26 protein-coding genes are annotated in these 24,072 nt (G+C 56.7%); 3 read left to right on the top strand and 23 right to left on the bottom strand.

Annotated elements, in window-relative coordinates; all coding sequences use genetic code 11:
• Window positions 1-8 precede the first annotated feature (8 nt).
• The 14 genes from murG to OYT1_RS01200 form a co-directional block, all read right to left on the bottom strand.
• Window positions 9-1,076: an undecaprenyldiphospho-muramoylpentapeptide beta-N-acetylglucosaminyltransferase gene (murG, locus tag OYT1_RS01135; RefSeq protein WP_062625732.1), complete on the bottom strand. Its 1,068-nt coding sequence runs from the start codon at window positions 1,074-1,076 to the stop codon at window positions 9-11.
• The gene (ftsW, locus tag OYT1_RS01140; RefSeq protein ID WP_062625731.1) at window positions 1,073-2,230 is read right to left on the bottom strand and encodes a putative lipid II flippase FtsW; all 1,158 of its coding nucleotides are present in this window, start codon (window positions 2,228-2,230) and stop codon (window positions 1,073-1,075) included. The genes murG and ftsW overlap by 4 nt, the downstream gene beginning before the upstream one ends.
• Window positions 2,227-3,609 carry a UDP-N-acetylmuramoyl-L-alanine--D-glutamate ligase gene (gene murD / locus OYT1_RS01145; RefSeq protein ID WP_062625730.1) on the bottom strand — a complete coding sequence of 461 codons (1,383 nt, stop codon included), beginning with the start codon at window positions 3,607-3,609 and terminating at the stop codon, window positions 2,227-2,229. Before murD ends, ftsW begins: the two co-directional genes overlap by 4 nt.
• Window positions 3,610-3,620: 11 nt before the next feature.
• Window positions 3,621-4,724: a phospho-N-acetylmuramoyl-pentapeptide-transferase gene (gene mraY, locus OYT1_RS01150; protein WP_062625729.1), complete on the bottom strand. Its 1,104-nt coding sequence runs from the start codon at window positions 4,722-4,724 to the stop codon at window positions 3,621-3,623.
• Window positions 4,709-6,085 (bottom strand): UDP-N-acetylmuramoyl-tripeptide--D-alanyl-D-alanine ligase, encoded by a 1,377-nt coding sequence (locus OYT1_RS01155; protein WP_062625728.1) that lies wholly within the window; start codon window positions 6,083-6,085, stop codon window positions 4,709-4,711. Before OYT1_RS01155 ends, mraY begins: the two co-directional genes overlap by 16 nt.
• Window positions 6,082-7,572 (bottom strand): UDP-N-acetylmuramoyl-L-alanyl-D-glutamate--2,6-diaminopimelate ligase, encoded by a 1,491-nt coding sequence (locus tag OYT1_RS01160; protein ID WP_062625727.1) that lies wholly within the window; start codon window positions 7,570-7,572, stop codon window positions 6,082-6,084. Before OYT1_RS01160 ends, OYT1_RS01155 begins: the two co-directional genes overlap by 4 nt.
• Entirely contained in the window at window positions 7,569-9,308 is a 1,740-nt protein-coding gene (locus OYT1_RS01165; protein WP_062625726.1) for a peptidoglycan D,D-transpeptidase FtsI family protein, read from the bottom strand. The genes OYT1_RS01160 and OYT1_RS01165 overlap by 4 nt, the downstream gene beginning before the upstream one ends.
• The gene (ftsL, locus tag OYT1_RS01170; protein ID WP_062625725.1) at window positions 9,305-9,595 is read right to left on the bottom strand and encodes a cell division protein FtsL; all 291 of its coding nucleotides are present in this window, start codon (window positions 9,593-9,595) and stop codon (window positions 9,305-9,307) included. The genes OYT1_RS01165 and ftsL overlap by 4 nt, the downstream gene beginning before the upstream one ends.
• The gene (rsmH, locus tag OYT1_RS01175; protein WP_062625724.1) at window positions 9,592-10,530 is read right to left on the bottom strand and encodes a 16S rRNA (cytosine(1402)-N(4))-methyltransferase RsmH; all 939 of its coding nucleotides are present in this window, start codon (window positions 10,528-10,530) and stop codon (window positions 9,592-9,594) included. The genes ftsL and rsmH overlap by 4 nt, the downstream gene beginning before the upstream one ends.
• A complete protein-coding gene (gene mraZ / locus OYT1_RS01180) occupies window positions 10,527-10,976 on the bottom strand; it encodes a division/cell wall cluster transcriptional repressor MraZ (RefSeq protein ID WP_062625723.1) in 450 nt (149 codons plus the stop codon). The genes rsmH and mraZ overlap by 4 nt, the downstream gene beginning before the upstream one ends.
• A gap of 214 nt (window positions 10,977-11,190) precedes the next feature.
• Entirely contained in the window at window positions 11,191-11,490 is a 300-nt protein-coding gene (locus tag OYT1_RS01185) for a DUF167 domain-containing protein (protein WP_062625722.1), read from the bottom strand.
• Window position 11,491: 1 nt separating this feature from the next.
• A complete protein-coding gene (locus OYT1_RS01190) occupies window positions 11,492-12,058 on the bottom strand; it encodes a YggT family protein (protein WP_062625721.1) in 567 nt (188 codons plus the stop codon).
• A complete protein-coding gene (gene proC / locus OYT1_RS01195; protein WP_062625720.1) occupies window positions 12,058-12,867 on the bottom strand; it encodes a pyrroline-5-carboxylate reductase in 810 nt (269 codons plus the stop codon). Before proC ends, OYT1_RS01190 begins: the two co-directional genes overlap by 1 nt.
• Window positions 12,864-13,556 carry a YggS family pyridoxal phosphate-dependent enzyme gene (locus OYT1_RS01200; protein ID WP_062625719.1) on the bottom strand — a complete coding sequence of 231 codons (693 nt, stop codon included), beginning with the start codon at window positions 13,554-13,556 and terminating at the stop codon, window positions 12,864-12,866. The genes proC and OYT1_RS01200 overlap by 4 nt, the downstream gene beginning before the upstream one ends.
• A 68-nt stretch (window positions 13,557-13,624) precedes the next feature.
• Here OYT1_RS01200 and OYT1_RS01205 point away from each other — a divergent pair, with 68 nt between their 5' ends.
• Together OYT1_RS01205 and OYT1_RS01210 are read left to right on the top strand one after the other, a co-directional pair.
• Window positions 13,625-14,668 (top strand): type IV pilus twitching motility protein PilT, encoded by a 1,044-nt coding sequence (locus tag OYT1_RS01205; protein ID WP_062625718.1) that lies wholly within the window; start codon window positions 13,625-13,627, stop codon window positions 14,666-14,668.
• Window positions 14,669-14,687: 19 nt separating this feature from the next.
• Window positions 14,688-15,824, top strand: coding sequence for a PilT/PilU family type 4a pilus ATPase (locus OYT1_RS01210; protein ID WP_062625717.1), 1,137 nt, complete (start codon window positions 14,688-14,690; stop codon window positions 15,822-15,824).
• 2 nt (window positions 15,825-15,826) lie between these two features.
• On the opposite strand, the gene OYT1_RS01215 is transcribed toward OYT1_RS01210, so the two are convergent.
• The 8 genes from OYT1_RS01215 to OYT1_RS01250 all read right to left on the bottom strand — a co-directional run bounded on the left by OYT1_RS01215 (window position 15,827) and on the right by OYT1_RS01250 (window position 21,559).
• Window positions 15,827-16,972 (bottom strand): THUMP domain-containing class I SAM-dependent RNA methyltransferase, encoded by a 1,146-nt coding sequence (locus tag OYT1_RS01215; protein ID WP_062625716.1) that lies wholly within the window; start codon window positions 16,970-16,972, stop codon window positions 15,827-15,829.
• Between the two features lies 1 nt (window position 16,973).
• A complete protein-coding gene (locus OYT1_RS01220) occupies window positions 16,974-17,384 on the bottom strand; it encodes a CopD family protein (protein ID WP_062625715.1) in 411 nt (136 codons plus the stop codon).
• 156 nt (window positions 17,385-17,540) lie between these two features.
• The gene (locus OYT1_RS01225) at window positions 17,541-17,732 is read right to left on the bottom strand and encodes a hypothetical protein (protein WP_062625714.1); all 192 of its coding nucleotides are present in this window, start codon (window positions 17,730-17,732) and stop codon (window positions 17,541-17,543) included.
• Window positions 17,732-18,565, bottom strand: a complete 834-nt coding sequence (locus OYT1_RS01230; protein ID WP_062625713.1) for a cytochrome c3 family protein — start codon at window positions 18,563-18,565, stop codon at window positions 17,732-17,734. The genes OYT1_RS01225 and OYT1_RS01230 overlap by 1 nt, the downstream gene beginning before the upstream one ends.
• Window positions 18,566-18,662: 97 nt before the next feature.
• Window positions 18,663-19,910: an NrfD/PsrC family molybdoenzyme membrane anchor subunit gene (nrfD, locus tag OYT1_RS01235; protein WP_062625712.1), complete on the bottom strand. Its 1,248-nt coding sequence runs from the start codon at window positions 19,908-19,910 to the stop codon at window positions 18,663-18,665.
• Window positions 19,911-19,919: 9 nt separating this feature from the next.
• Window positions 19,920-20,984, bottom strand: a complete 1,065-nt coding sequence (locus OYT1_RS01240) for a 4Fe-4S dicluster domain-containing protein (RefSeq protein WP_197714099.1) — start codon at window positions 20,982-20,984, stop codon at window positions 19,920-19,922.
• Window positions 20,985-21,015: 31 nt separating this feature from the next.
• Complete coding sequence (locus tag OYT1_RS01245) at window positions 21,016-21,276, bottom strand: hypothetical protein (RefSeq protein WP_145983651.1); 261 nt, start codon at window positions 21,274-21,276, stop codon at window positions 21,016-21,018.
• 49 nt (window positions 21,277-21,325) lie between these two features.
• Window positions 21,326-21,559 carry a hypothetical protein gene (locus OYT1_RS01250; protein ID WP_062625710.1) on the bottom strand — a complete coding sequence of 78 codons (234 nt, stop codon included), beginning with the start codon at window positions 21,557-21,559 and terminating at the stop codon, window positions 21,326-21,328.
• A gap of 227 nt (window positions 21,560-21,786) precedes the next feature.
• On the opposite strand from OYT1_RS01250, the gene OYT1_RS01255 reads away from it, so the two are divergent.
• A complete protein-coding gene (locus OYT1_RS01255) occupies window positions 21,787-22,161 on the top strand; it encodes a c-type cytochrome domain-containing protein (RefSeq protein ID WP_062625709.1) in 375 nt (124 codons plus the stop codon).
• Between the two features lie 468 nt (window positions 22,162-22,629).
• On the opposite strand, the gene OYT1_RS01265 is transcribed toward OYT1_RS01255, so the two are convergent.
• Entirely contained in the window at window positions 22,630-24,072 is a 1,443-nt protein-coding gene (locus tag OYT1_RS01265; RefSeq protein ID WP_232013205.1) for an FAD-binding oxidoreductase, read from the bottom strand.

Genomic DNA, 24,072 nt, shown 5'->3' on the forward strand with positions numbered 1-24,072 from the left:
CCGTGTTGTCATGCGTCCGCCAGTTCTGCGCAAATCTGCGCAACTTTTTGTGCTGCATCTGGTTTTGCCAAACGGCGCGCGGCTTCAGCCATCACTTGCGCGCGTTCGCGTGTCATGTCCCGCAAGAGCTGCGCCAGCTTTTGCGGCGTCAGCTCGGTCTGTGGCAGCAATACTGCCGCGCCTTGTTCCGCCAGAAACTTCGCATTGCCGGTCTGGTGATCGTCCACCGCGAAGGGGAACGGCACCAGTATGCTGGCCACGCCTGCTGCCGCTAATTCGGCCACGGTCAACGCGCCTGAGCGGCAGATCACCAGATCGGCGTTGGCGTAGCGCACATCCATATCGTCGAGGAAAGGGCGTACCTCGGCGGTGATATCAGCCTGTTGGTACAAGGCTTCGACGGCGGCGAAATGCTGCTTGCCGGTTTGATGCGTGACCCGTGGGCGATCTGCTTGTGGCAGCAAGGCTAGAGCCTGTGGTAGGCATTCGTTGAGCGCCTTTGCACCCAGACTTCCGCCGACGACCAGTACGTTGAGCGGGCCGCTGCGTCCTGCGTAGCGGTTAGCAGGAATCGGCAGCTGGGCGATGCTGGCGCGCACTGGATTGCCCACCCATTCCGCATTCGGCAACACCTTGGGGAAGCCGGATAGGACTCGGGCAGCCAACTTGCCCAGCGCCTTGTTGCTGAGACCCGCGACTGAATTCTGTTCATGGATCATCACCGGACGGCGCAGCAACCAGGCCATCAAGCCGCCGGGGAAGGTGATGTAGCCGCCCATTCCAAGCACGACGTCAGGACGATGACGGAAGATGGCAGCAGCGCTTTGTGCCAGCGCGCGTAGCAGATTGATCGGCAGCATCAGTTTGCGCAGCAGCCCTTTGCCGCGAAGTCCACCGAAATTCACATTCGCCACTGGATAGCCGTGCTTGGGCACCAGTTCGGCTTCCATGCTGTTGGGCGCGCCCAGCCAGGTCACGTTCCAGCCCTGACCGCGCAGCACATCGGCTACCGCCAGTCCGGGATAGATGTGGCCGCCGGTGCCGCCTGCCATGATGAGAATGTTGCTCGTACTCATGCTGGCAGCCCTCTAGACAATCGTCTGTTTTCATAGTCGATGCGCAGCAGGATCGCTACCGAGACGCAGTTCACCACGATGCCGCTGCCGCCGAAGCTAAGGAAGGGCAGGGTCAGTCCTTTGGTCGGTAGCACGCCCATGTTTACGCCGATGTTGATCATCGATTGGAAGCCGATCCAGACGGCGATGCCTTGGGCGACCAATGCGGCAAAGGGGCGCTCCATGAATGCGGCTTGGCGGCCGATCATGTAAGCGCGGGCGACGAACCATGCGATCAGACTCATCACCACCAGCACACCTACGAAACCGAGTTCCTCGCCGATCACGGCCATCAAGAAGTCGGTGTGTGCCTCCGGCAGATAGAACAGTTTCTCCACGCTTCCACCCAAACCGACCCCAGTCCATTCGCCGCGTCCGAAGGCGATCAACGCGTGGCTTAATTGATAGCCTTTGCCGTAAGGGTCTGACCAAGGATCCATGAAGCCGGTGACGCGCTTCATTCGGTATTCGGATGACAGAACCAATGCTGCGAATCCGAGAGGCAGCACGATCATCAGTCCAGCGAACACTTTTAGATTGAAGCCGCCCAACCAGAGGATGCAGAACGCGATGGCGAAGATCACCACGAAGGCGCCCATGTCGGGCTCCAGCAGCAACAAGGTGCCAACCACCCCCATCACTGCGGCCATGGGCAAGAAGGCTTTGGTGAGCAAGTGGCCGACGTTGCTTTTGCGCACCGTATAGTCGGCGGCGTACAGCACGGCGAACAGCTTCATCAATTCCGAAGGCTGCAAATTGAACACAAACAATGAGAGCCAGCGACGGCTGCCGTACACCACTTTGCCGATGCCGGGGATCAGCACCAGCAAGAGCAAAGCGACGCCTACCAAAAATAGCCAAGGTGAGAGCTTTTGCCAGCCGCGCACCGGCATCTGGAAGGCGACCACGCCAGCGATAAATCCGATGACGATGAAAATGCTCTGGCGTAGCAGATAGAACGTTGATTGATGGGTGTATTTGCTGGCCTCTGCGGTTGCGATCGACGCGGAATAGACCATCACCAGACCGATAGACAGAAGTAGTAGCGCCACCCAACTCAGGATGGCGTCGTATTCGACCAAAGGAGCGTATGAACGCTTGGCCGTTGCTGTCATACGGCTTCCTTCTGTGGCAGCGCTTGCACAGCAGCGATGAACACCTGTGCACGATGCACGTAGTTGCGGAACATGTCGAAGCTGGCGCAGGCGGGTGACATCAGCACGGCATCGCCGGGCTGAGCTAGTGATGCGGACAGACGCACGGCATCTGCCATGTCCGTGGCGTTGTAGATGGGCTTGTTACAGCCCTGAAGGGCGAACTCGATGGCGGGTGCATCGCGCCCGATCAACACCACAGCGCGGGCATGCTCGGTCACGGCAGATTTGAGTGGCGAGAAGTCCTGACCCTTGCCGTCGCCGCCCATGATCACCACGGTAGGCTGTCCCATGCCGCTGAGCGCCGCTTCGGTAGCGCCGACATTGGTGCCTTTGGAGTCGTCGAAATAGCTTACGCTACCGATTTCGGCGACTTTTTCGACCCGGTGCGGCAACCCTTTGAATTCGCGCAGTGCTTGTACCAATGGCTCCAGTGGCAAGCCGATGGCGCGGCATAGCGCTAGTGCAGCCAAGGCATTCGCGATGTTGTGCTGGCCGTTGACTTGCAGCTCACTGGCTTTCATCACTCGCAACATCCCTTGCATCAACCAGATGTCGCCGTCAGCATGCGCGATGCCCCAGTCCTTGCCGGTAGGTGGATTGTTCAGCCCGAAGGTGACGGTGCTACGACCCAGCAACGCCATGCGGATGCCTTCGGGATCATCGCGGTTGAGTACTTGCACACCACGTAAACCATCGCTGCGGAAGATGCGTGATTTAGCGGCGATGTAGCCGTACATATCAGAATATCGATCTAGATGATCCTCGCTGATGTTGAGCACGGTGGCGGCATCGGCGCTGAGCGACCAAGTGGTTTCCAGTTGGAAGCTGGATAGCTCTAACACCCACACTTCGGGTTGCTTGCCACCGCGATCCAGTAGCGCATCCAGCACCGCAGGTGAGATGTTGCCGGCCACTTCGGTTTCAAGCCATGAGGCGCGGCACATGGCCCCGACCATGCTGGTGACGGTGGTTTTGCCGTTAGAGCCAGTGATTGCGATGATCTTGGGTCCGCCTTCCTTGGGCAAGGCGCGGGCGAATAGTTCAACATCGCCGAGCACGGGAATCTTGCGTTCCATGGCTTTTTGCACCAGCGGTTCGGCGACGGGAACGCCGGGGCTGATGGCGATCACGTCGATGCCGTCGAGTAATTCGCCACGAAAGAATCCGCAGCGGACATCGGCCAGTGGGAATTGCTCGCGCAGGGATTCAAGGCCGGGCGGGAAGTTGCGGCTATCGGCGACGCGCAAACGCGCACCTTGCGCGCTCAACCAGCGGACGAGCGATAAGCCTGTCTCACCTAGACCCAGCACCAACACGTTCTTGTTGACCCATTCCATTGCGTAGTCTCCTATCTCAACTTGAGGGATGCCAGTCCCAGCAAGACCAGCAGCATGGTGATGATCCAGAACCTCACCACCACTTGAGTTTCTTTCCAGCCTTTTTGTTCGTAATGGTGATGCAGCGGCGCCATCAGGAAGATGCGCCGCCCTTGGCCATATTTCGCCTTGGTGAATTTGAAGTAGCTCACTTGCGCCGCGACCGACAGAGTTTCCACGACGAATACGCCGCCCATGATGAACAACACCACTTCTTGGCGCACGATCACGGCGACCACACCGAGCGCCGCGCCCAGTGCCAGCGCGCCGACGTCGCCCATGAACACTTCCGCTGGGTAGGCGTTGAACCATAGGAAGGCCAGTCCAGCTCCGGCGATGGCCGCGCAAAACACAGCTAACTCACCCGCGCCAGGAATGTGCGGTACGCCCAGATATTTGGAGAACACGGCGTGGCCAGCAACGTAAGCGAAGATCGCTAGGGCGCTGGCAACCATCACCGTTGGCATGATTGCAAGACCATCCAGCCCGTCGGTCAGATTCACGGCGTTGCTGGTGCCGACGATGACGAAGTACACCAGCACGAGGAAGCCGAAGGCCGACAGAGGCAGAATCAGATGCTTGAAGAATGGGAAGATCAGCTCGGTGTGCTGCGGCAGTACGGCGGTCTTCCACAGGAATACGCCAACTGCCAGTGCAATCAGCGATTGCCAGAACATCTTGGCCTTGGCCGACAAGCCTTTAGGATTGCGATGCACCACTTTGCGGTAGTCATCCACCCAGCCGATGGCGCCTACACCCAGCGTGGTAAGTAGCGCCACCCAGATGTAAGCGTTGTGGAGATCGCCCCAAAGCAAAGTGGTGATGGCGACCGAGGTGAGGATCAGTGCGCCGCCCATGGTGGGCGTGCCAGCCTTGACCAGATGCGTCTGCGGACCGTCATCGCGTACCGATTGGCCGATCTTCATCGAAGTCAGCTTGCGGATCATCCACGGGCCGACGGCGAAGGAGATGAACAATGCCGTCATCGCGGCCAGCACCGCGCGCAGCGTGATGTAACCGAACACGTTGAACGTGCGTACGTCTTGGCCCAACCATTGTGCTAATGCGAGCAGCATGTTTCCTCCCCAGCGATGCAGTGGGCAACTACCCGTTCCATCTTCATGAAGCGTGATCCTTTCACCAGTACCGTGGCTTCGGGTCCCAGCGCTCTATCCAGTGCATCGAGCAAATCTTCGATGCGGTCAAAATGCTGTCCGCCTGCGCCGAACGCTTGCGTTGCATGCGCGCTCAGTGCGCCTAGTGCATACAGACGCTCGATGCCAGCGTTCGCAGCGGCGGCACCGATCTCGGCGTGAAAGCGCGCTGCGTCTGTGCCCAGCTCACCCATGTCACCCAGCACGAAGATGCGCAGCCCTTCGGCTTGTGCCAGCACAGCAATGGCGGCACGCATCGAAGCGGGATTGGCGTTATAGGTATCATCGATCACGATCGCACCGCTGGCGGTGCGCTTGCGCTGCAAGCGACCACTCACCCCAGCGAAAGCTTCCAGACCGGCTTTGATCTGTTCTAGCTTGATACCTATCGCCAACGCAGCGGCAGTCGCCGCCAGCGCGTTGCGTGCATTGTGCGCTCCGGGCACTTGCAGATGCAGATGCGAAGCTCCTGCCGGAGTGCTGATGGTCAGCTGCGAACCGGCTGCGATCGGCTGCCAGCTTCCGCACACTACGGCGGCGGCATCCAGACCAAAATCAATGATGGAATGCGGAGCGGCGAGCTTGCGCCAGAGTCCGGCGTGGGCGTCGTCGGCATTGAGTACGGCCACACCGTCTGCGGACAGACCTGCAAAGATCTCACCTTTGGCGCGCGCCACGGCTTCGACGGTACCGAGGCCTTCTAGATGCGCGCCGCTGGCGTTGTTCACCAGTGCGACGTTCGGAGTCGCCAAGCGAGTCAGGTAGTCGATCTCGCCAGGGTGGTTCATGCCCATCTCGATCACGGCATAGCGATGCGATTTGCGCAGGCGTAATAAAGTGAGCGGCATGCCGATGTCGTTGTTCAGATTGCCCTGGGTCGCCAGTACGGCATCTTTGTTGCCCGCCGCGACGGTGCAGATGGCTGCCAGCATTTCCTTTACGGACGTCTTACCGTTGCTGCCGGTGACGGCGATCAGCGGCAGGTCGAATTGTTTACGCCACCAAGCGGCGAGTTGTCCCAGCGCCAAACGGGTGTCGGCCACGCGCAATACGGGAATAGTCACGTCGCCGATCTCGCTGCCCACATTGACCACGGCGGCGACTGCGCCATCTTTAGCGGCCTGCGCTACAAAGGCCGCGCCGTCGAAGTGTTCGCCGCGCAGGGCAATGAACAGGTCGCCTGCGATGATCTTGCGACTGTCGGTGTTCACTTGGGCGATACGTGGGTTTGCTTCGCAGCGTGGAGCTCCCAGTGCTTTCGAAATCTGCAGGAGCGTCATCATGCGTGAGCCCTCCATGCGGATAGAGCTTGCTCGGCCTGAGTCAAATCGCTGAACGGGTGTTTGATGCCGGCGATCTCTTGATAGGGCTCATGGCCCTTACCTGCCAGCAGCACGGTATCGCTTGCGCCTGCTCGCGCAATGGCCGTGGTGATGGCTGCTGCGCGATCTTCGATTACCTCGACTTGGCCGTTCTGCATGCCGGACACGATTTCGTCGATGATGGTTTGTGGCGCTTCGCTACGCGGATTGTCGTTGGTGACGATGACCTGATGAGCCAGCTTCTCGGCGATCTTGCCCATCATCGGGCGCTTGCCGCTGTCGCGGTCGCCACCGCAGCCGAACACGCAGATTAACTGGCCGTGCTGTGCTTCTGCCAGTTCGCGTAGAGCAGCGAGCACTTTTTCCAGTGCATCGGGCGTGTGGGCGTAATCCACGACGACGGATGGAAGGTCGCCGCCGCCGATTTTCTGCATCCGGCCGGGGACGGCTTGCACTTGCTCTAAGGCGGCTACTGCTTGTGCTAGCGGCACATCACTGACCAGTAGCACGGCCAGTGAGCCGAGCAGGTTGGCGGCATTGAAACGACCGACCAGCGGGCTGCTCAGTTGTGCGCCGCCCCAACTCGAATGCACGTTCAGCTTTAGGCCTGCGCTGTCCATCTTGAGCTCGCCACCGAATACCATGCGGATGCCCAGATGTTCAGCGCGTTGAAGTGCTGCATCGCTCAAGCCATAGCCGATCACCTCGACTTCGCTGTCGCGTAGTTGTTCGGCGAATTCCATGCCGTAGGCATCGTCCAGATTCAGTACTGCGTACTTGAGCTGATGGGTGTCGAACAGTTTGCGCTTGGCGGCCGCGTAGTGCGTCATGTCGCCGTGGAAATCGAGATGGTCACGGCTCAGATTGGTGAACAGTGCCACGTCGAAGCGCACGGCTTGGACACGACCTTCCTCCAGCGCATGAGAGGAGACTTCCATCGCCACACTGTTCGCACCCTGAGCTAGGAAGTCGGCCAGCAATCCGTGGACGCGGATGGCATCCGGCGTGGTATTGAGCGTCGCTTGCAGCGCTCCGGGGAAGCCGTTGCCCAGCGTGCCGATCAAGCCGCACTTCTTGCCCTGCGCGGCGAGTGCAGTGGCCAGCCAAGTGCTGCACGAAGTCTTGCCGTTGGTGCCGGTCACACCGATCATCCATAACTTTTCAGACGGCTGGCCGTACACAGCATCGGCCAGCACGCCAGCGTGTTCGCGCAGGCTGGCAATGGGCAGGTTCGGGCTGTGCCAGTCTGTGTTCCACTCAAATCCGTGAGATTCCCAGATCACCGCATTAGCACCGTTGGCGATGGCTTGCGGTATGAAACGACGGCCATCAGCGGCGGCTCCGGGGTGAGCGACGAAGGTATCCCCCGGCTGCACGGCACGGCTGTCGGTGGTCAGGCGTGTGACCGAAACTCCGAGTGATTTCAAGGCATCGGGAGTGAAGGTCATACCTCCTCCTTAATGATCTCGCCAGCGGGCGGCATCAACACATTGCCCAATGGCGCATCGTTGGGAATGTTCAGTATGCGCAGGGCGCTACCCATCACGTTGCTGAACACCGGCGCAGCTACTTGACCGCCGTAATATTGGGCTCCCGCTGGTTCGTCCACCATGACCGCTACGATCAAACGAGGATTGGAGGCGGGTGCCAAACCAACGAAGGAGGCGATGTATTTGTTTACGTAGTGTCCGCCGTCCAGCTTGTGTGCGGTACCGGTTTTGCCAGCCACGCGGTAACCGTTTATCTGCGCTTGCGGTGCGGTTCCGCCTGGCTGTACTACTAGCTCCAGCATGGCGCGCACTTCGCGCGCTGTTCTTTCAGAGAACACTTTCTTCCCAACTAGGGGTACGTCGCGCTTGATGAGTGTTACAGGCTGCAATTCACCGTCGTTGGCGAACACGGTGTAGGCGCGAGCTAGTTGCAATAGGTTGACTGAGATCCCGTTGCCGTAAGACATCGTGGCTTGGTCGATGGGAACCCAGCGTTTGAAATCGCGTAGTCGTCCGTAGGCTTCTCCGGGGAAGTTGCTGCCCGTCAGTGCGCCAAAGCCGACCTCGCTCAGGTTGTGCCAAAAAGTTTCTGGGGACAGCGATAGTGCTAGCTTGGTTGCGCCGACATTGCTGGATTTTTGGATGATCTGCGATACGGTCATCGACGCTTCTGCGTGAGTGTCGTGGATCTTATGGCCACCGACCACATAGACGCCATGCTCGGTGTTGATGACGGTGTCGGGGCGCACTTTGCCTGACTCCAATGCGGCGGCGGCAGTGAACGGCTTCATAGTCGAGCCCGGCTCGAATAGGTCGGTCACGGCGTGGTTACGCATGGTCTGCAAGGACGGACGCTCACGGTTGTTCGGGTTGTAACTAGGCCAGTTCGCCAGTGCCAGCACTTCGCCACTCTTGGCATCGAGCACGACGATGGAGCCCGCTTTGGCGTGGTGATTCTCGACCGCCATCTTGATTTCGCGGAAGGCTAGATATTGCAGCTTGCTGTCCAGACTCAACGCGACATCGGTGCCGGGTTTGGGAGCGCGCACATTGGCCACGTCCTCGACCACATGGCCGCGTGCATCCTTGATGATGCGCTCGCTGCCAGGCATGCCGGCCAGTCGATCTTGCAGCAGTAACTCAAGGCCCTCTTGGCCGTTATCATCCACGCCGGTGAAACCCAGCAGGTGCGCTGTTACTTCTGCACCGGGGTAAAAACGGCGATATTCGCGATGCAGGGCGACTCCGGGGATTTTCAAGCGAACAGCTTTTTCGGCCTCGTCGGGCGGGAGTTGGCGCTTGAGATAGACGAAACCTTTATCGCGATTCGATAGCTTACTTGCCAGCTCATCCTTACCGATATGCAGTACCTTTGCCAGCTTCTCTAATTGCTGCGGCGTGGCTTCGACATCTTCAGGGTTCGCCCAGATGGACTCGACTGGCGTACTTACGGCTAGCGGCTCGCCAACGCGATCGGTAATCATGCCGCGATGCGCGGTGATCTCGATGTCGCGGCTATAGCGGGCGTTGCCTTTGTTTTGCAGGAACGTGTCGTGGAATCCTTGCAGGTAAGCGGAGCGCACCACGAGGCCGCCTAATCCAAGCAAGATTGCCATGAATAGCAAGCGCGCGCGCCAAGGCGGCAGCTTCATCGGCTCCGGCGGACGGCGGCGTAGCGAGCTGGCGTAGCTCATGGCTGTGCCTCCTGCAACAGGGCTGGACTGACATGCACATACTGGATCTGCTTTTGGTTAGGTAGCTGCATTTGCAACTGATTGACGACGATGTTCTCGACGCGAGCGGGCATCGACCACGTGCTGTGTTCTAGGCGGAGCTGACCCCATTCCACTTCCATTTGTTGCGACCGATCCTTTTCTTGCTGGATGGCCACGGTGAGCTTTCTGGCGTGATGCTGAGCGGTGACGACGCCCAAGGCGCAGACGATGGCGACGAGCAGCAGCAGTAGGTCGATGCGACTCACGCTGAAACTCCCTGCCGCTCGGCTATGCGCATGATCGCGCTGCGCGCGCGCGGATTGATTGCCAACTCGGCTTCTGATGCGCGGATCGGCTTGCCGATCAGCTGCACTTTGCCCTGTGGTACTTCGCTGGCGCGGATCGGTACATTGCGCGGGAGTTTGTCGCCCTCGGCCATGTCACGCAAAAAGCGTTTGACCATACGATCTTCCAGCGAATGAAAACTGATGACCACCAGTCGCCCCTTGTCTCTTAGATGCTCCACGCACTGCGGCAGAATCCGCGCGAGTTCGTCGAGCTCTTGGTTGAGATAAATCCGTATAGCCTGAAAGGTACGCGTCGCCGGATTCTGGCCGGGTTCGCGGGTGCGCACGGCCTGAGCGACGATCTCGCTGAGCTGGCGGGTGGTTTCGATAGGCTGTTTTTGGCGCGCAGCAACAATCGTCCTTGCAATCTGTGCAGCAAACCGTTCTTCGCCATAATCCCTGATAACCCCTCTGAGTAAACTTTCTTCAGCTACGGCTAGCCACTCTGCGGCGGTTTGGCCCTTGCTAGTGTCCATGCGCATATCCAGCGGCGCATCGAAACGGAAACTAAAACCTCTTTGTGCGTCATCAAGTTGCGGCGAAGACACGCCCAAATCGAGTAGCACGCCATCTACTTGCGGTACATGTAATTCCTGCAATACGGCATCCAGATCGGCAAAAGCACTGTGGACGATCTGGAAACGTACATCGGTGATCTGTTGAGCGGCGGCGATCGCCAGTGGATCTTTGTCCAGCGCGATCAAGCGGCCATGCGAGCCTAACTGTTGCAAGATCAGGCGGCTGTGACCGCCGCGACCGAACGTGCCATCAACGTAGATGCCGTCCGACTTAATCTCTAACGCTTCGACTGCTTCCTGCAACAACACCGTGGCGTGGGACAAACCCTCGCTCACAGTGTGAAGCCCTCCATGCCGGGCGGTAATGCGCCTTCGCCGAAGTCGATGATCTCTTCACTCAACTTGTTCCAGCGCTGCTGATCCCACAATTCGAATTTATTGCCTTGGCCAACCAGCACCACTTGCTTGTCTAGCTTGGCGTAGTCGCGCAGGGTCGAAGAAACCAGTACGCGTCCGGCGGCATCCATCTCAATGGTTTCGGCGTGGCCGAGCAGGCGGCGTTGCAATTGGCGGACTTGCGGGTTGAGCGCGGGCATCTTTTGCAGCTTTTCGCTGATCGGCGCCCATTCTGGCTCGGGATAGATCAGCAAACAGGCATCTTGGTGGTCGGCGGTCAATACCAATCTCCCCGCGCACTGCGCAAGCAGGACGTCACGGTGCTTGGCCGGTATTGCCAGCCTGCCCTTGCTATCCAGATTGAGTTGAACCGCTCCCTGAAACACCCTAAACCTCGTTTCTAATTTCCCACAAAAACCCACAAATCACCACTTGCGCCCACTATATTGAAAAATATCAGGTCGGTCAAGCAAGAAATCAGGTTTTTTCTTTACGGTACAAGGAGTTAGCGCGGATTGTTGGTGTTGGTGAATTGCCTTGATAAAGAACGAGTTGTGCAAACAACCTAGAGTTGTTTGTTAGAAGCGAGTTCGAAGTGAATTACTTTGCGGAGGGGGTAGGGAGCAGTGCTTCGGGGGTGATCAGGCTGGCGGTGATGCGGACGACCTTGTGTCGGGATTGTGCGCCTTGCTTCAGTTCGATGTTGCGCAGCGGTACGCTGAACAGTTCGGCCAGAAAACGCATCAACGCCTCATTAGCTTTGCCTTCTACGGGCGGCGCAGCCAGACGCAGCTTTAATGCTTCGCCGTGCAAGCCTGCGACCTCACTGCGCTTGGCGCCTGGTTGCACGTGCAAGGTCAGACTTAGCACATCGCCTTCACGGCGATACCACTCGGCCATCTCAGAGTAGTCCGACGGCTAGACGTTCCAGCCAAGTGATGGGTACGATCAGCACGAGCTGGCACAAGATGAACAGCACTAACATCGAGAGATCCAAGTTGCCTATCATCGGCAGGCGGCTACGTAAGGGTGTCAGGAATGGGCGGTTGATCGCAGCCAGCGCTGGTGCCAACGGAGTGTGCGGGTTTACCCAAGAGAGAATGGCCTCGACGAACAGCGAGCCGAGTAGTAGATAAATACTGATCTTCAGAAGCTTAATGGCTGTCCATGCCAACAAACCGAGTACAGGGAAGCCCGCGAATGGGTAACCCTGTACACCAAGACTGGCAGTTACATAGATGCCTTCGGCTAATGCGGCCAGCAAGAGCGTTGCCGTATCGTAGCCTCTAACCGCAGCGATGAAGCGGCGCGTGCGCAGCACCACAAAATCGGTGAACACCATGACAAATTCGCCGATAGGATTGCGTAAAGGCGCATGCAGCCATTGCAGATGGAATCGCAGCAGTAGGATCGCCGCGAATGGTTGCACCAGCGTGTCGAGCAGGAATTGGATCGCTTGTGCCAACATCAGTCGCCACCCAACTCGTCGCCGAGCTCCCGTGAGCGATCAGCTGCGGCATGGGCGGCAGCTACGATGCTGGCTTTGACCGCTGCCGCATCCATGCTGAGTAGTGCACGCTCCGTGGTGCCGTTCTTGGAGGTGACGCGCGCGCGCAGCACGCTGACATCTTCATTGCTGGATTCGGCTAATTTAGTGGCGCCTAGGAAGGTGTCTAGTGTCAGGCGGCGCGCATCTTCATCGTTGAAGCCCAACTCTCGTGCGGCTTGCTGCATCGCTTCGATGAAATAGAACACGTAGGCCGGACCGCTACCGGAGATCGCGGTGACACTATCCATCATGTCTTCATTCTGCAGCCACAAAGTGTGTCCGACGGCGGCGAGGATGAGTCCAGACTGTTCGCGCTGTTCTGCCGTCACGCTGGGGAGTGCATACAGTCCCGTTACGCCGCGCCGGATCAAGGCGGGCGTATTCGGCATGGTGCGTACGATACTCTGGGTGTTCAGCCAACGTGCCAAATCAGCCGCGCGAATACCCGCTGCGATGGAGATCACCAGTTGCTCTTTGAGTAGTGGCTCGATCTCGCGCGCCACTTCGCGCAACTGTTGCGGCTTCACGGCCAGCACGATGACGTTGCTATGAGTGACTCCTTCCGCGATGCTGGCTACGGCGCGCACGCCGAACTGTGTATGGAGCTTGACGCGCGACTCAGCATTGATCTCCACCACACGGATGCGTCCGGCGGAGAAGCCGCGCTTGAGCATGCCGCCAATGAGTGCCGTCGCCATGTTGCCACCACCAATAAAACAGATGCTCATGTTGGTTCTCCGTAATTTCGTCGTCCAAAGATGGCCGTCCCGACGCGCACTAAAGTCGCACCCTCGTGGATGGCCGCTCCAAAATCGTGTGACATACCCATCGACAGCGTGTCCAGCGCCAGTCCGTGCTCATTGAGTTTTTGCTGCAATTCGCGCATACGGGCGAACGGTGTGCGTTGCGCTTCGCCGTCGGCAGGGGCGGGTATCGCCATCAAGCCACGCAAGCGCAGATTTGGTAGCTTGGCAACGGCCAGCGCCAACGATTCCACCTCGGCAGGAATTACGCCGCTCTTACTGTCTTCGCCACTGATGTTCACTTGCAGGCAGATGTTTAGCGGAGGCAAGCTGGCGGGACGTTGTTCTGATAACCGTTCTGCGATCTTCAGGCGATCCACGCCATGCACCCACGCGAAATGTTCGGCGATGGCGCGCGTTTTGTTACTCTGGATCGGGCCGATGAAATGCCATTCGATGGGCAGATCGGCAAGTTCTGCCATTTTGTCGATGGCTTCCTGCACATAGTTCTCGCCAAAGGCGCGTTGCCCAGCGGCATAAGCCTCGCGTACCGCTGCCGCAGGGAAGGTCTTGCTCACCGCCAACAGTCCAACGTTGACTGAATCGCGTCCGGCGTCGCGTGCTGCTGCGATAGCCGCGTTCACAGCTTGCCAGTTAGAAGTGATTGTGGTCATAATCGGTTGCGTTTCAGGTTGACTCGGCAAGCATCTCAAGTGCGGCTGCCAAACGATGGGGGATTATAGTGGATATTACCGAACTGCTCGCCTTTGGCGTCAAGAGTAAAGCTTCAGATTTACACCTTTCTGCCGGCTTGCCACCGATGATACGCGTGCATGGTGACATCCGCCGCATCAACCTTCCGCCGCTGGAAAGCAAAGATGTACACGCTATGGTGTACGACATCATGAACGACGGACAGCGCAAGCATTACGAGGAAAACAAGGAGATCGATTTCTCTTTTGAGGTGCCGGGACTGGCACGTTTTCGCGTCAATGCTTTCAATCATCAACGTGGCGTGGGTGCGGTACTGCGGACCATTCCTTCCACGGTACTGACGCTGGAAGATCTGAAAGCGCCCAAGATATTCAAGGACATCTCAGAGTACCCGCGCGGTATCGTGCTGGTGACTGGGCCGACGGGCTCAGGTAAGTCCACTACCTTGGCGGCGATGATCAATCATGTCAACGAGACCATGCTGGGACACATCCTTACGGTGGAAGACCCGATCGAGTTCGTGCATGAGAGCAAAAAGTGTCTGATCAATCAGCGGGAAGTCGGCCCTCACACGATCTCATTCAGTAATGCGCTACGTTCGGCGTTGCGTGAAGACCCTGACGTGATTCTGGTCGGTGAAATGCGCGATCTGGAAACCATCCGTCTGGCGATGACCGCCGCCGAAACCGGACACTTGGTGTTCGCCACGCTGCACACCAGCTCTGCCGCCAAGACCATCGACCGTATCATCGATGTGTTCCCCGCCGACGAGAAGGAAATGGTGCGCGCCATGTTGTCGGAATCGTTGCGTGCCGTCATCTCTCAAACTTTGCTCAAGACCAAGGACGGTGCAGGTCGCGTAGCGGCACACGAGATCATGATCTGTACTCCGGCGATTCGAAATCTGATCCGCGAAGCTAAAGTGCCGCAGATGTACTCCGCGATCCAGACCGGCCAAGCCATCGGTATGCAGACGCTGGATCAGTGCCTGATGGATTTGGTGCGGCGCGGTGTCGTCGCTTCATCCGAGGCTCGCACCCGTGCCGCCAACAAGGATATGTTCCCGGCCTGACCTACGACTGGAGCCGCTCATGGATCGCGTACTTGCGACTGAACTGATTCACTCTCTGTTGCGCCAGATGTTGGCGCGCAAGGCTTCCGATTTATTCATTACTGCTGGTTTTCCGCCTGCGCTGAAGATCGACGGGGTGCTGACACCGCTTCTGAGCCCGCCGCTGAGTGCTGCGGATACTCAGGATATGGCGAACTGCCTGATGAGCCCTAGGCAGAGTGATGCTTTCGAGACGACGCACGAGTGTAATTTCGCTATCAGTCCGCCGGAGATCGGTCGTTTCCGGGTCAATGTCTTTTTGCAGCAGATGAATGTCGGCATGGTGCTGCGCACCATCACCACACAGATTCCCAGTGTGGAAAGCCTGAATTTGCCGCCTATCCTCAAAGACATCGTGATGAGTAAGCGTGGACTGGTGATTTTGGTTGGCGCCACCGGCTCGGGTAAATCCACCACACTGGCCGCGATGGTTGGTCATCGCAACGAGTTCAGTCACGGCCATATCGTTACCGTGGAAGACCCCGTTGAATTTGTCCATGAGCATCGCAATTGCATCGTCACCCATCGTGAGATCGGCATAGATACGGAATCTTGGCTGTCCGCCCTCAAGAATGCCATGCGTCAAGCACCTGATGTCATTCTGATCGGTGAGATACGTGACCGCGAGGCGATGGAATACGCTATCTCCTTCGCCGAGACCGGCCATCTGTGTTTGGCTACCTTGCACGCCAACAATGCCGACCAAGCGATTGATCGCATCGTCAGCTTTTACCCGGAGGAGCGGCATGAACAGGTGTTAATGAGTTTGTCGCTCAATTTGAAGAGTCTGATCTCGCAGAGGCTGGTGCCACGCAAGAACAGCACGGGTCGTATCGCCGCGATGGAAATCCTACTGAACTCGCCGCTCATCGCCGACCTCATCTTCAAGGGGGAGATCAATGAGATCAAAGCGGTGATGAGCAAATCACGTGAGCTGGGGATGCAGACGTTCGATCAGGCGTTATTCACTTTGTTTGATAGCGACCTGATCACCTATGAAGAAGCGTTGAAGAATGCCGATTCGCTCAACGATCTGCGCCTGCGCATCAAGCTGGAAAGCAAGGCGGCTAAGGACAATGACCTGATGTCGGGCATTGGCCATTTGAAGCTGACCTGAGCCTAGGGGCGATTGCTTCCCGCTCGCATCTTGTACTCGAACAAGCGGCACTCGATCGCGCCATTGAACAGCGGCGTGCGGCGGCTGGGCGAGAGTCGCATCAGCTTGGCGATGCGCAGGTCGGCGGTGAACAGGTAAGCGTTCCAGCCAGCGAACTTTTGCTTCAGCGCGTCGCCAAGCTTGGGGTACAGCTCAGCCATCTCGTCCAGTTCACCCATGCGTTCGCCATAAGGCAAGTTGGCAACCAGCACGCCCGGTTCGTCGGTGGGCGGCGAGGCCTCCAGCGCATTGCATTGCTTGAGATCGACGGTCTCGCGCAGGCCGGCTTCATCCAGATTGGCGTGCGCAGCGCGCAGCGCGTCGCCGTACAAATCGCTGCCGTAGATAGGCAATTCGCTCACTGGTAATTGCGCAGCCAGTGCGTGTTCACGCATCTCAGCCCACAGCTTGGCATCGAAATTTTTTAGCTTCTCGAAGGCGAAACGCCGTGCTATGCCGGGCTGGATGTTGAGCGACATCTGTGCGGCCTCGATCAGGAAGGTGCCGCTGCCACACATCGGGTCGATCAGCGGAATGCCAGGCTTCCAGCCGGTCATCATCAGAATGCCCGCCGCCAGATTCTCGCGGATCGGCGCGATGTTGGTGTGTAGGCGCACACCGCGTTTGAACAGCGCGTCGCCGGAGGTATCCAGATACAGCGTGACCTTTTCGCCTTCAAGGAAAGCGTGGATGCGCATGTCCGGTTCCAGCGTATCCACGCTGGGGCGCGCGCCCTTTGCACTGCGGAATTTGTCGCAGATGGCATCCTTGATCTTGAGGGTGATGAACTCCAGACTCTTTAGCGGGCACTTGATGGCGGTGACGTTGACGCGGATGGTGTCGCTTACGTCAAACCAACGCGGCCACGGCAGATCCATCGCCATCTGGTAGATGTCCTGTTCACTGCGGTACAGCAGTGCGGGCTGCACCTGCCACAGGATGCGAGAAGCGAGCCGGCTTTGCAGATTGGCGCGATAACACACCGCCCAGTCGCCGAAGAAGCCGACGCCGCCATCGGTGGGCGTAAGTTTGGTTGCGCCGAACGAGGTCAGTTCGTCAGTCAGTAGTTTTTCCAGCCCGCGCGGGCAAGGTGCGAAGAAGTCAGGCATATCAGAACGGTTTTACGACCACGAGTATGACCACTGCCATCAATACCAGCACTGGTACTTCATTGAAAAAGCGGAACCACACATGGCTACGCGCGTTGCGTCCTGCGGCGAACTCCTTGACCAAGTGGCCGCAGTACAGGTGATAGGCGACCAGACCCAGTACCAATGCGACCTTGGCGTGCAGCCAGCCCCCCTCGAAACCATAGCCGAACCATAACCATAGGCCAGAGATCAATGCCAATGCGGCTATGGGAGTGACGAACTTGTAAAGCTTGCGCTCCATTAGCGCCAGCCGCTCCAGTGTCGCTGCATCGCTCACCATCGCATGGTTGACGAAGATGCGCGGCAGATAGAACAGCCCGGCGAACCAGGAAACGACCATAATGATGTGAAACGCCTTGAGCCAAAGCATGATGAGTCTTGTGAGTTAATCAGCGGCGGATTATACGGCGATAGCCGCAGCGGCGCGAAAAAAGGAGTGCGCCCACTCTATCGTTCGGCCGTTGATGATGTTGCTTAATGCCTCGCCAGCGGGGAGGAGGCCATTCTGGCTGAGTTGGCTGCTGCCTCAGCTGCCCACCAGCGCTGCGCTACTCAAAATTGCAGGGAGCCCTGAAAACCTTAGCGAGTGGCTTGAGCGCAGTGTAGTGAGCGGGACGGCAAAGCCGCCGAGCATCCGCCGGCCCGCGCCTTGAAGGGAAATCGAGTTGCGCAGAAGGTTCTTCGAGGTTTTCTGTGCTTTATCTTTGAATTCGTCCATCACTTTTCTGATCTGACTCGCTCATGATTGGCATTCTTCATGCCGCGAGGAAGGGGAGGTGCGGGCTCAGGCTTGATCGGATTGAATCGATTCTTCTGTACGGTGTGAGGATTGTGGCATTCCGTACAAACCCACCAACGCTTCTTACCCTCGTGCGAGGCCCAAGCCCCCGATCTTTTGCCATGCACGCCGGCTCGCCAATCAATGTATTTCTCTCCGTGACAATCTCCGCACATTCTTTGGGGCTGATTAAAGCTGATCTCCTCGCCTCGGCGATTCATCAGCTTATTGCGATTCGTCGGGCTATGGCAATCAAGGCACCATACCGCACCACGGCCATGCTGCAACTCGAGAGAGTTCTCGACAATATCCTGATGCATCGCTAGTTCGCGCGGCTTCTTGTCCTTGGGATAAGGCACTGTTTTACCATCATGGCAGGATTTACAGCCATCTGGGCCCATATTGAAATACGTCAGATGCGGCTCCCGCGGCTTTACAAACGCATTACCAAAGTTGCCGTGAGTCTCATCCTTGATCTCCGGCATCTCGCCCATCGGTATCGTTCCCTCCATTGGGTCGCCATACCACAGGACGGCGCCAGTGGTCTTGGAGCATTTGACACTCGGGTAGTTATACTTGGGGACAGCATTCTCAGTTCGGGTCACAGTCGTGTAATCCACTCGGCTTTCATAGCACTCTGTCACTGGCTTTGCGGCCTGCTTTCCGGCACTTTCGTCTGCTGCATTTACACGTTGATACGCCCCCACTCCAAAAAGGAGGAAGCTGCTCAGGATGAATGCAGCTGTTTTCGATACCTTGCGCTGGGAAATCATTTAGTACATCTCCTCATACTCTGTATAGCCACAAGTTCCTAATCGGCCGGATTCTTCAATGAGTTCACCACTGCAACACCGAAAGGAACGTGCTTCCTTAGCTCTGTTTCACCGTGTTGGATGGAGACTTCTCGTACCGGACGTCGCCGGTCAAAATGCCGATCGCGCCCTTTATGATCAGCGTCAGCCAGAGAAATGCCATGGCCCAAATGAACAATACGTTGAAAAACTCGATCAAAGTCACATGGTATTCGGTGTATTCCCCGAGCGGCGATGGGCTAAAGGCTGGGAACACCAGAACCATCGGTTTCTCAATCAGCACCCCAAAGAACACTAGGAAACAGACCAGTGGCAGCCAGAGGTTGTAACTTTTTCTGACCCTGGGGAAAAGCAGAGCTACAAAGCTACCGACTAGCGTAATCATGACTCCCCAGAACCAAGGGACGTACATATTCAGGCCATTGTGGCCGAACATGTTGTACTTCATCGAATGCGCGTGCTCTGTGCTTGAATACAGTACAGAAAACATCTCAGCGGCAAACACCAACATCAACAGGCCAAGACTCCAAGTGATGATTGTGGTGAGTAGGTCGATGACCGAGTCGTTGACTTCCAGCTTGGTATATTTCCGAGCCAACAAGAAGATCACTATGATCAGAGACGGGCCGGATGCACCTGCCATCGACAGAAATCCAAATGGCAAGACTGCCGTAGCCCATGACTCCATTCGAGCATTACTGGCGAGCACAAATGCCGTGACGATGTGGATCAGTGGCCCCCAGGCTATGGCCAGATAAACAATCGGGGTAAACCATCTTGCCAGATGTTTGGAATCAAACGTGCCGACGTATTTCTTATAAAGAATGTAAAACACACCAATGAGGTTCAGGTACAGGTACACGTTTAGAACAATGGTGTCATACACCAACATCGAGTTCGGAAAGTTCAGGAATCCGATGCCCGGCACCATGTGCAGTAATCTGTCCGGACGCCCCATGTGGTACAGAATGAAGGTGATGCCGGTCGCCACGAATACCATCGCGACAATCTCGCCCATGACGGCAAGTTCCTTCATGTCTTGACGATGGTAGAAATAGCCGGGGGCAACCACTAACACGGCTGCCGCCGCCACATGCGCAGTAAACACGAAGTTCGCAAAGAACATTTCCAAAGTGACTTGGTCGGTTGCCCCAGTCAGAATGAGTCCCTCGGTGAACTGCCTGTACGACGTGTAAGTGCCGACCAGTATGAAGAACGACAGGAAGAGGAGCCATGCGTAGTACATGGATCCGCCTTTGATCGCATACAGACTGGTGTCCTTCGCAAAAGACAAAGCTTTATTCATGATGCGTCCTCAGCCGATGTAATAGAAGAACTTCGGATAGGTACCGAACTCTTCCTTGAATCTGAATACCCGTTTCGTTTCGAGTACCTTGCGGACATCGCTCTCGGGATCGAGCAGGTTGCCGAACTTTCTGGCGCCCACCGGACACGCCTCTAGACAGGCAGGATTCCGTCCTTCACGCGTACGTTGAACACAGAAGGTGCATTTCTCCATTACCCCCTTCATGCGCGGCCTGTTCCCGAAATAGTGCGTCTTGGGATTCATCTCTTCAGCGGGAAGTTGGGGTTCGCCCCAGTTGAAGCGCCTTGCTTGATAGGGGCATGCCAGTTGGCACATGCGGCAACCGATGCACCAGTTGTAGTCGATCAATACCACGCCAGCATGATCCCTGAATGTCGCCCTCACTGGACAAGCCTTCACGCAGGGCGGCTTTTCGCACTGCTGACATTGCACTGGCATGTAGAAGAAGTCTTTGTCAGGAACGGTCTCATCTTGGTAATAGCTTTGCGCGCCTTCGGTGGTCATTCCTGCCGGATGATAGGCATTCCCACCAACCTGCACGCCATAATCGCCAAACTGGCTTTTCTCGGGATAACCTTTCTCCAATTCGTCGGCTGAAAATGAAATATTCCCTTTCGGAATCTTCATTACCTGTATCCATTGGATCACAGTCCCCTCGCGCGACTGATTGTTCTCCTCCACGCACGCATGAACACATCGTCTGCAGCCTATGCATTTCGACATGTCGAGGGCATAGCCAAAAAGCACATCATCCGGCGCGGCGACATCAGAGACCGTCGTTTCTTTGCCAAATTTTGCGGTATATCTCTTTTCAAGACGCGCGATGGCTTGTTTCTTTTCCTCATCAGACATCAGCACAAAATGTCCCTGGAAGAATTCGGCAACGGTCGTGTCGGCATCGGCTGAGTCTGCTGCTTTCACAACGGCCTCTGCTGCCTCAGGTGCCACCACAAGTGCTGCGGCACTTGAAGTGCATACAAATTTCAAGAAATCACGACGCCCAGCATCCAGCTCTGCCGCATCTTCCATCTTCACATTATTTTCTTCTGACATATGCACCTCCAGCTTAGGTATCTGATAAATCCTATGAGAGCTCTTTGGAATGGCAGCTTAGCAACTCATCCAGACGCTGCTTTTTTTCAGCGTCCGTCATAACAACCAAGCGGTTTGCCATCAAAGCCTCTTCTTGCTGCGACGCATCATTTGAGTATTTTTCCGAAAGACCGGCATCTGAAGTTTTTGCTCCGGAAATCAATGTTTTTGTGTAAGCAGCCGCCGCAATGACCCCAACCGCAGCCGCCACCCTTCCAAAAAAGGAACGTCTAGAGTTTTTCTCATTCATCATCTTTACCTCATCCATAAGCTAAGCTACACACCACGTGCAAATCATTATGTTAATCGTCCATTTTCCTAGGCAAGTGGGCGCGCAAGCGACACAGCGCATCTGTCAAAACCGCATATCTCTCAAAAAACTCCTTTGTCAGCCGCGCCCCCTCTTCATCCGTGGTCTCCGCATTTCCAACACCGTTCATCGCTGCGCGCATGAGATCGGTCAATTGGTTGTGGAACAGCGCGGCCTCGTCCTCAGAGGAAAATTCTAATACCTTGCTTTTTGGGTTGTATTTCATCACTGATAATCGTTCGATGGGTATGCCACCCGAGTATGGAGCCAACTTTCCGAGAGTGGCTGGATTTTCCGTCAACCTATAGCTGTTATCTATACCTCTGGCAGCTAAATATGTGGAAACTTTTCGTTGGCAATTATACCCCCTTTGGATGATAGCCTTATCAAGTGAGTGGACTTAAGATGAGCGCTGGTACGAAGTTCGATGTTTCCATTTGGGGAGATGTGACAATGAAAATAATCACGACATTCGGTGCGATGCTGTTGACCGCTGTTTCAGTAACCGCTCAGGCCGATAAGGTCGTGAGCTTCAAGGCGGATATTCGCCCCATTGTTGATGACTACTGCCTGAGTTGTCACGTACCGGGCGGCAAGGGATTTGAGAAGAGCAAGCTCGACCTGAGTAGTTACCAGAGCTTGATGAAAGGCACGCAATTCGGTCCCGTCATCAAACCCGGCGACAGCCAGAACAGCACGCTGAACATGCTGATCGAAGGCCGAGCCGATCCATCGATCAGCATGCCTTATGGAATCAAAGGCTCGTTATCCCCTGACAAGATTAAACTGTTTAAGCGGTGGGTGGATCAGGGGGCGCAAGACAACTAACTCCCGGAATGAGGTGGTCAGTCGACCGCCTTCTTATTGAAATCGTGGTCTGTCACCTATTGTTTCCTATTCTCAGAACATTAGTCTGGCAGAAACAACAAGTACTATCATCGCTAGAATATCAGACAAAATCTGCAAGGCCAAAGGTGGATTGGACATAGATTGAGGGCCAAACACGTAATTGTCACCGTTAGCTCGACAGTGAAAATAGTATGTACAGTACAAAACCACAATCACCTTAACAATGTTATCGAACATAAACTCGTATCCTGTTTTCGTGGACAGAATCCATGCCACTACGGATAGTACTGCGGGGGCTATCCACAGAATAGCCAGTAGAAACTTTCGGATGAGTGACGTTTTATTCTTTCCCATTACCACGTCCAAATAATATATGGGTATGGTTTATTTCGGTAGTAGGAGGCAAAGACTTCTACTGCCGAAATAAACCATCACTCAGAGCCCACCCTAAATCACTTTCCCCGGATTCATTAGGTTCAGTGGATCAAGCGCCCGTTTTACGTTACGCATCAATTCTAGCTCCAGACAACTCTTGTAATGCGTGATCTCCTCGCGCTTTAACTGCCCTAAGCCGTGTTCGGCGCTGATGCTGCCGTCGAGTTTGGCCACGACTTCATACACAATGCGGTTCACTTCCGGCTCATGCTGCGCGATGAAGGCTGTGTTTTGGGCGGCATCGAACAGGGAGGCGTTGTAGTGGATGTTGCCGTCGCCGATGTGGCCGAAGGCGACGATGCGGATGCCGGGGTAGGCTGTGCGCAGATCGGCACTGGCCTGGGCGATGAACTCGGCCACGCGGCTGATGGGCACGGAGATGTCGTGCTTGATGCTCAGTCCCTCGATCTTTTGCGCATCGCTGATGTTCTTGCGCAGTTTCCACCAGCGTTCGGCGTGATGCTTGTCGGTAGTGACGACGAATTCAAGGATACCGTCGCCGAAGGCTTGCAGCGCATCACGTAGTGCAACGTCCAGCGGTGCAGCCAGCACGTCCGACAGTTGGGTGATGACGATCCACTCATGCGGACGGGCGAAAGGTTCGTGCGTGTCTTGAATGTTCTTGAACACCAGATCGAGGCAGGAGCGCGAGATGATCTCGAAGCCGCTGATCTTGTCGCCGCAGGTGGCGCGCAGATGTGCCAGCAGCGCCACCGAAGCGGCCGGGTCGCGCACGGCGATGCAGGCAGTCGCTACGGATTTTGGGCGCGGGAACAGTTTCAACACGGCGGCGGTAATGATGCCCAGCGTACCTTCCGCACCGATGAACAGGTGCTTGAGATCGTAGCCGGTGTTGTCCTTGCGCAAACGGCGCAGACCGTTCCAAATGCGGCCGTCCGGCAATACCACTTCCAGCCCCAGCACCAGATCACGCGCGTTGCCGTAACGCAGCACGCCGATGCCGCCGGCATTGGTGGAGAGATTGCCGCCGATCTCGCAGTGCGGCGCGATGGCGGTCAACCCCAGCGGGAACAGTCGCTCGGCCTGATCCGCCGCTTCATACAGCTCAGCCAGCTTGCAACCCGCTTCCACGGTCATGGTGTAATCGGTGGCATCCACGTCGCGGATGCGGTTCATGCGTGACAGGTTCAGCACCAGTTGCGGGGTTCCATCCGCCAACGGTACCGAAGCGCCGCACAAGCTGGTGTTGCCGCCCTGAGGCACGATGGCGACTCGATGAGCCGAGCACAGCGCAACGATGGCGCTGACCTGCTGCGTATCAGCCGGAAAAGCCACGGCCAGCGCCGTGCCGGAATAGCGACTACGCCAGTCGCTGCAATACGGTGCGGCGGCCGTGTCGGTCAGTAGATGAGGAAGGCCGACGATGTCGGCCAGTCGGGAGATCAGTTCGCGGCTCATGGGTCGCAGGGCGCTCAGTTGTTCAAGAGCGCCCAT

The sequence above is a fragment of the Ferriphaselus amnicola genome, from assembly GCF_000974685.2.
Taxonomy (GTDB): Bacteria; Pseudomonadota; Gammaproteobacteria; order Burkholderiales; family Gallionellaceae; genus Ferriphaselus; species Ferriphaselus amnicola.

Excerpts from the sequence above, each read along its gene's own strand:
- OYT1_RS01165 (WP_062625726.1), bottom strand. The coding sequence starts at position 9,308 with ATGAGCTACGCCAGCTCGCTACGCCGCCGTCCGCCGGAGCCGATGAAG.
- OYT1_RS01230 (WP_062625713.1), bottom strand. The coding sequence starts at position 18,565 with ATGATTTCCCAGCGCAAGGTATCGAAAACAGCTGCATTCATCCTGAGC.
- proC (WP_062625720.1), bottom strand. The coding sequence starts at position 12,867 with ATGAGCATCTGTTTTATTGGTGGTGGCAACATGGCGACGGCACTCATT.
- OYT1_RS01220 (WP_062625715.1), bottom strand. The coding sequence starts at position 17,384 with ATGCTTTGGCTCAAGGCGTTTCACATCATTATGGTCGTTTCCTGGTTC.
- OYT1_RS01210 (WP_062625717.1), top strand. The coding sequence starts at position 14,688 with ATGGATCGCGTACTTGCGACTGAACTGATTCACTCTCTGTTGCGCCAG.
- OYT1_RS01155 (WP_062625728.1), bottom strand. The coding sequence starts at position 6,085 with ATGATGACGCTCCTGCAGATTTCGAAAGCACTGGGAGCTCCACGCTGC.
- OYT1_RS01225 (WP_062625714.1), bottom strand. The coding sequence starts at position 17,732 with ATGGACGAATTCAAAGATAAAGCACAGAAAACCTCGAAGAACCTTCTG.
- murG (WP_062625732.1), bottom strand. The coding sequence starts at position 1,076 with ATGAGTACGAGCAACATTCTCATCATGGCAGGCGGCACCGGCGGCCAC.
- OYT1_RS01215 (WP_062625716.1), bottom strand. The coding sequence starts at position 16,972 with ATGCCTGACTTCTTCGCACCTTGCCCGCGCGGGCTGGAAAAACTACTG.
- OYT1_RS01250 (WP_062625710.1), bottom strand. The coding sequence starts at position 21,559 with ATGAAATACAACCCAAAAAGCAAGGTATTAGAATTTTCCTCTGAGGAC.
- OYT1_RS01255 (WP_062625709.1), top strand. The coding sequence starts at position 21,787 with ATGAAAATAATCACGACATTCGGTGCGATGCTGTTGACCGCTGTTTCA.
- OYT1_RS01185 (WP_062625722.1), bottom strand. The coding sequence starts at position 11,490 with ATGGCCGAGTGGTATCGCCGTGAAGGCGATGTGCTAAGTCTGACCTTG.
- mraY (WP_062625729.1), bottom strand. The coding sequence starts at position 4,724 with ATGCTGCTCGCATTAGCACAATGGTTGGGCCAAGACGTACGCACGTTC.
- OYT1_RS01200 (WP_062625719.1), bottom strand. The coding sequence starts at position 13,556 with ATGACCACAATCACTTCTAACTGGCAAGCTGTGAACGCGGCTATCGCA.
- murD (WP_062625730.1), bottom strand. The coding sequence starts at position 3,609 with ATGGAATGGGTCAACAAGAACGTGTTGGTGCTGGGTCTAGGTGAGACA.
- OYT1_RS01240 (WP_197714099.1), bottom strand. The coding sequence starts at position 20,984 with ATGTCAGAAGAAAATAATGTGAAGATGGAAGATGCGGCAGAGCTGGAT.
- OYT1_RS01265 (WP_232013205.1), bottom strand. The coding sequence starts at position 24,072 with ATGGGCGCTCTTGAACAACTGAGCGCCCTGCGACCCATGAGCCGCGAA.
- OYT1_RS01190 (WP_062625721.1), bottom strand. The coding sequence starts at position 12,058 with ATGTTGGCACAAGCGATCCAATTCCTGCTCGACACGCTGGTGCAACCA.
- OYT1_RS01245 (WP_145983651.1), bottom strand. The coding sequence starts at position 21,276 with ATGATGAATGAGAAAAACTCTAGACGTTCCTTTTTTGGAAGGGTGGCG.
- OYT1_RS01160 (WP_062625727.1), bottom strand. The coding sequence starts at position 7,572 with ATGACCTTCACTCCCGATGCCTTGAAATCACTCGGAGTTTCGGTCACA.
- ftsW (WP_062625731.1), bottom strand. The coding sequence starts at position 2,230 with ATGACAGCAACGGCCAAGCGTTCATACGCTCCTTTGGTCGAATACGAC.
- nrfD (WP_062625712.1), bottom strand. The coding sequence starts at position 19,910 with ATGAATAAAGCTTTGTCTTTTGCGAAGGACACCAGTCTGTATGCGATC.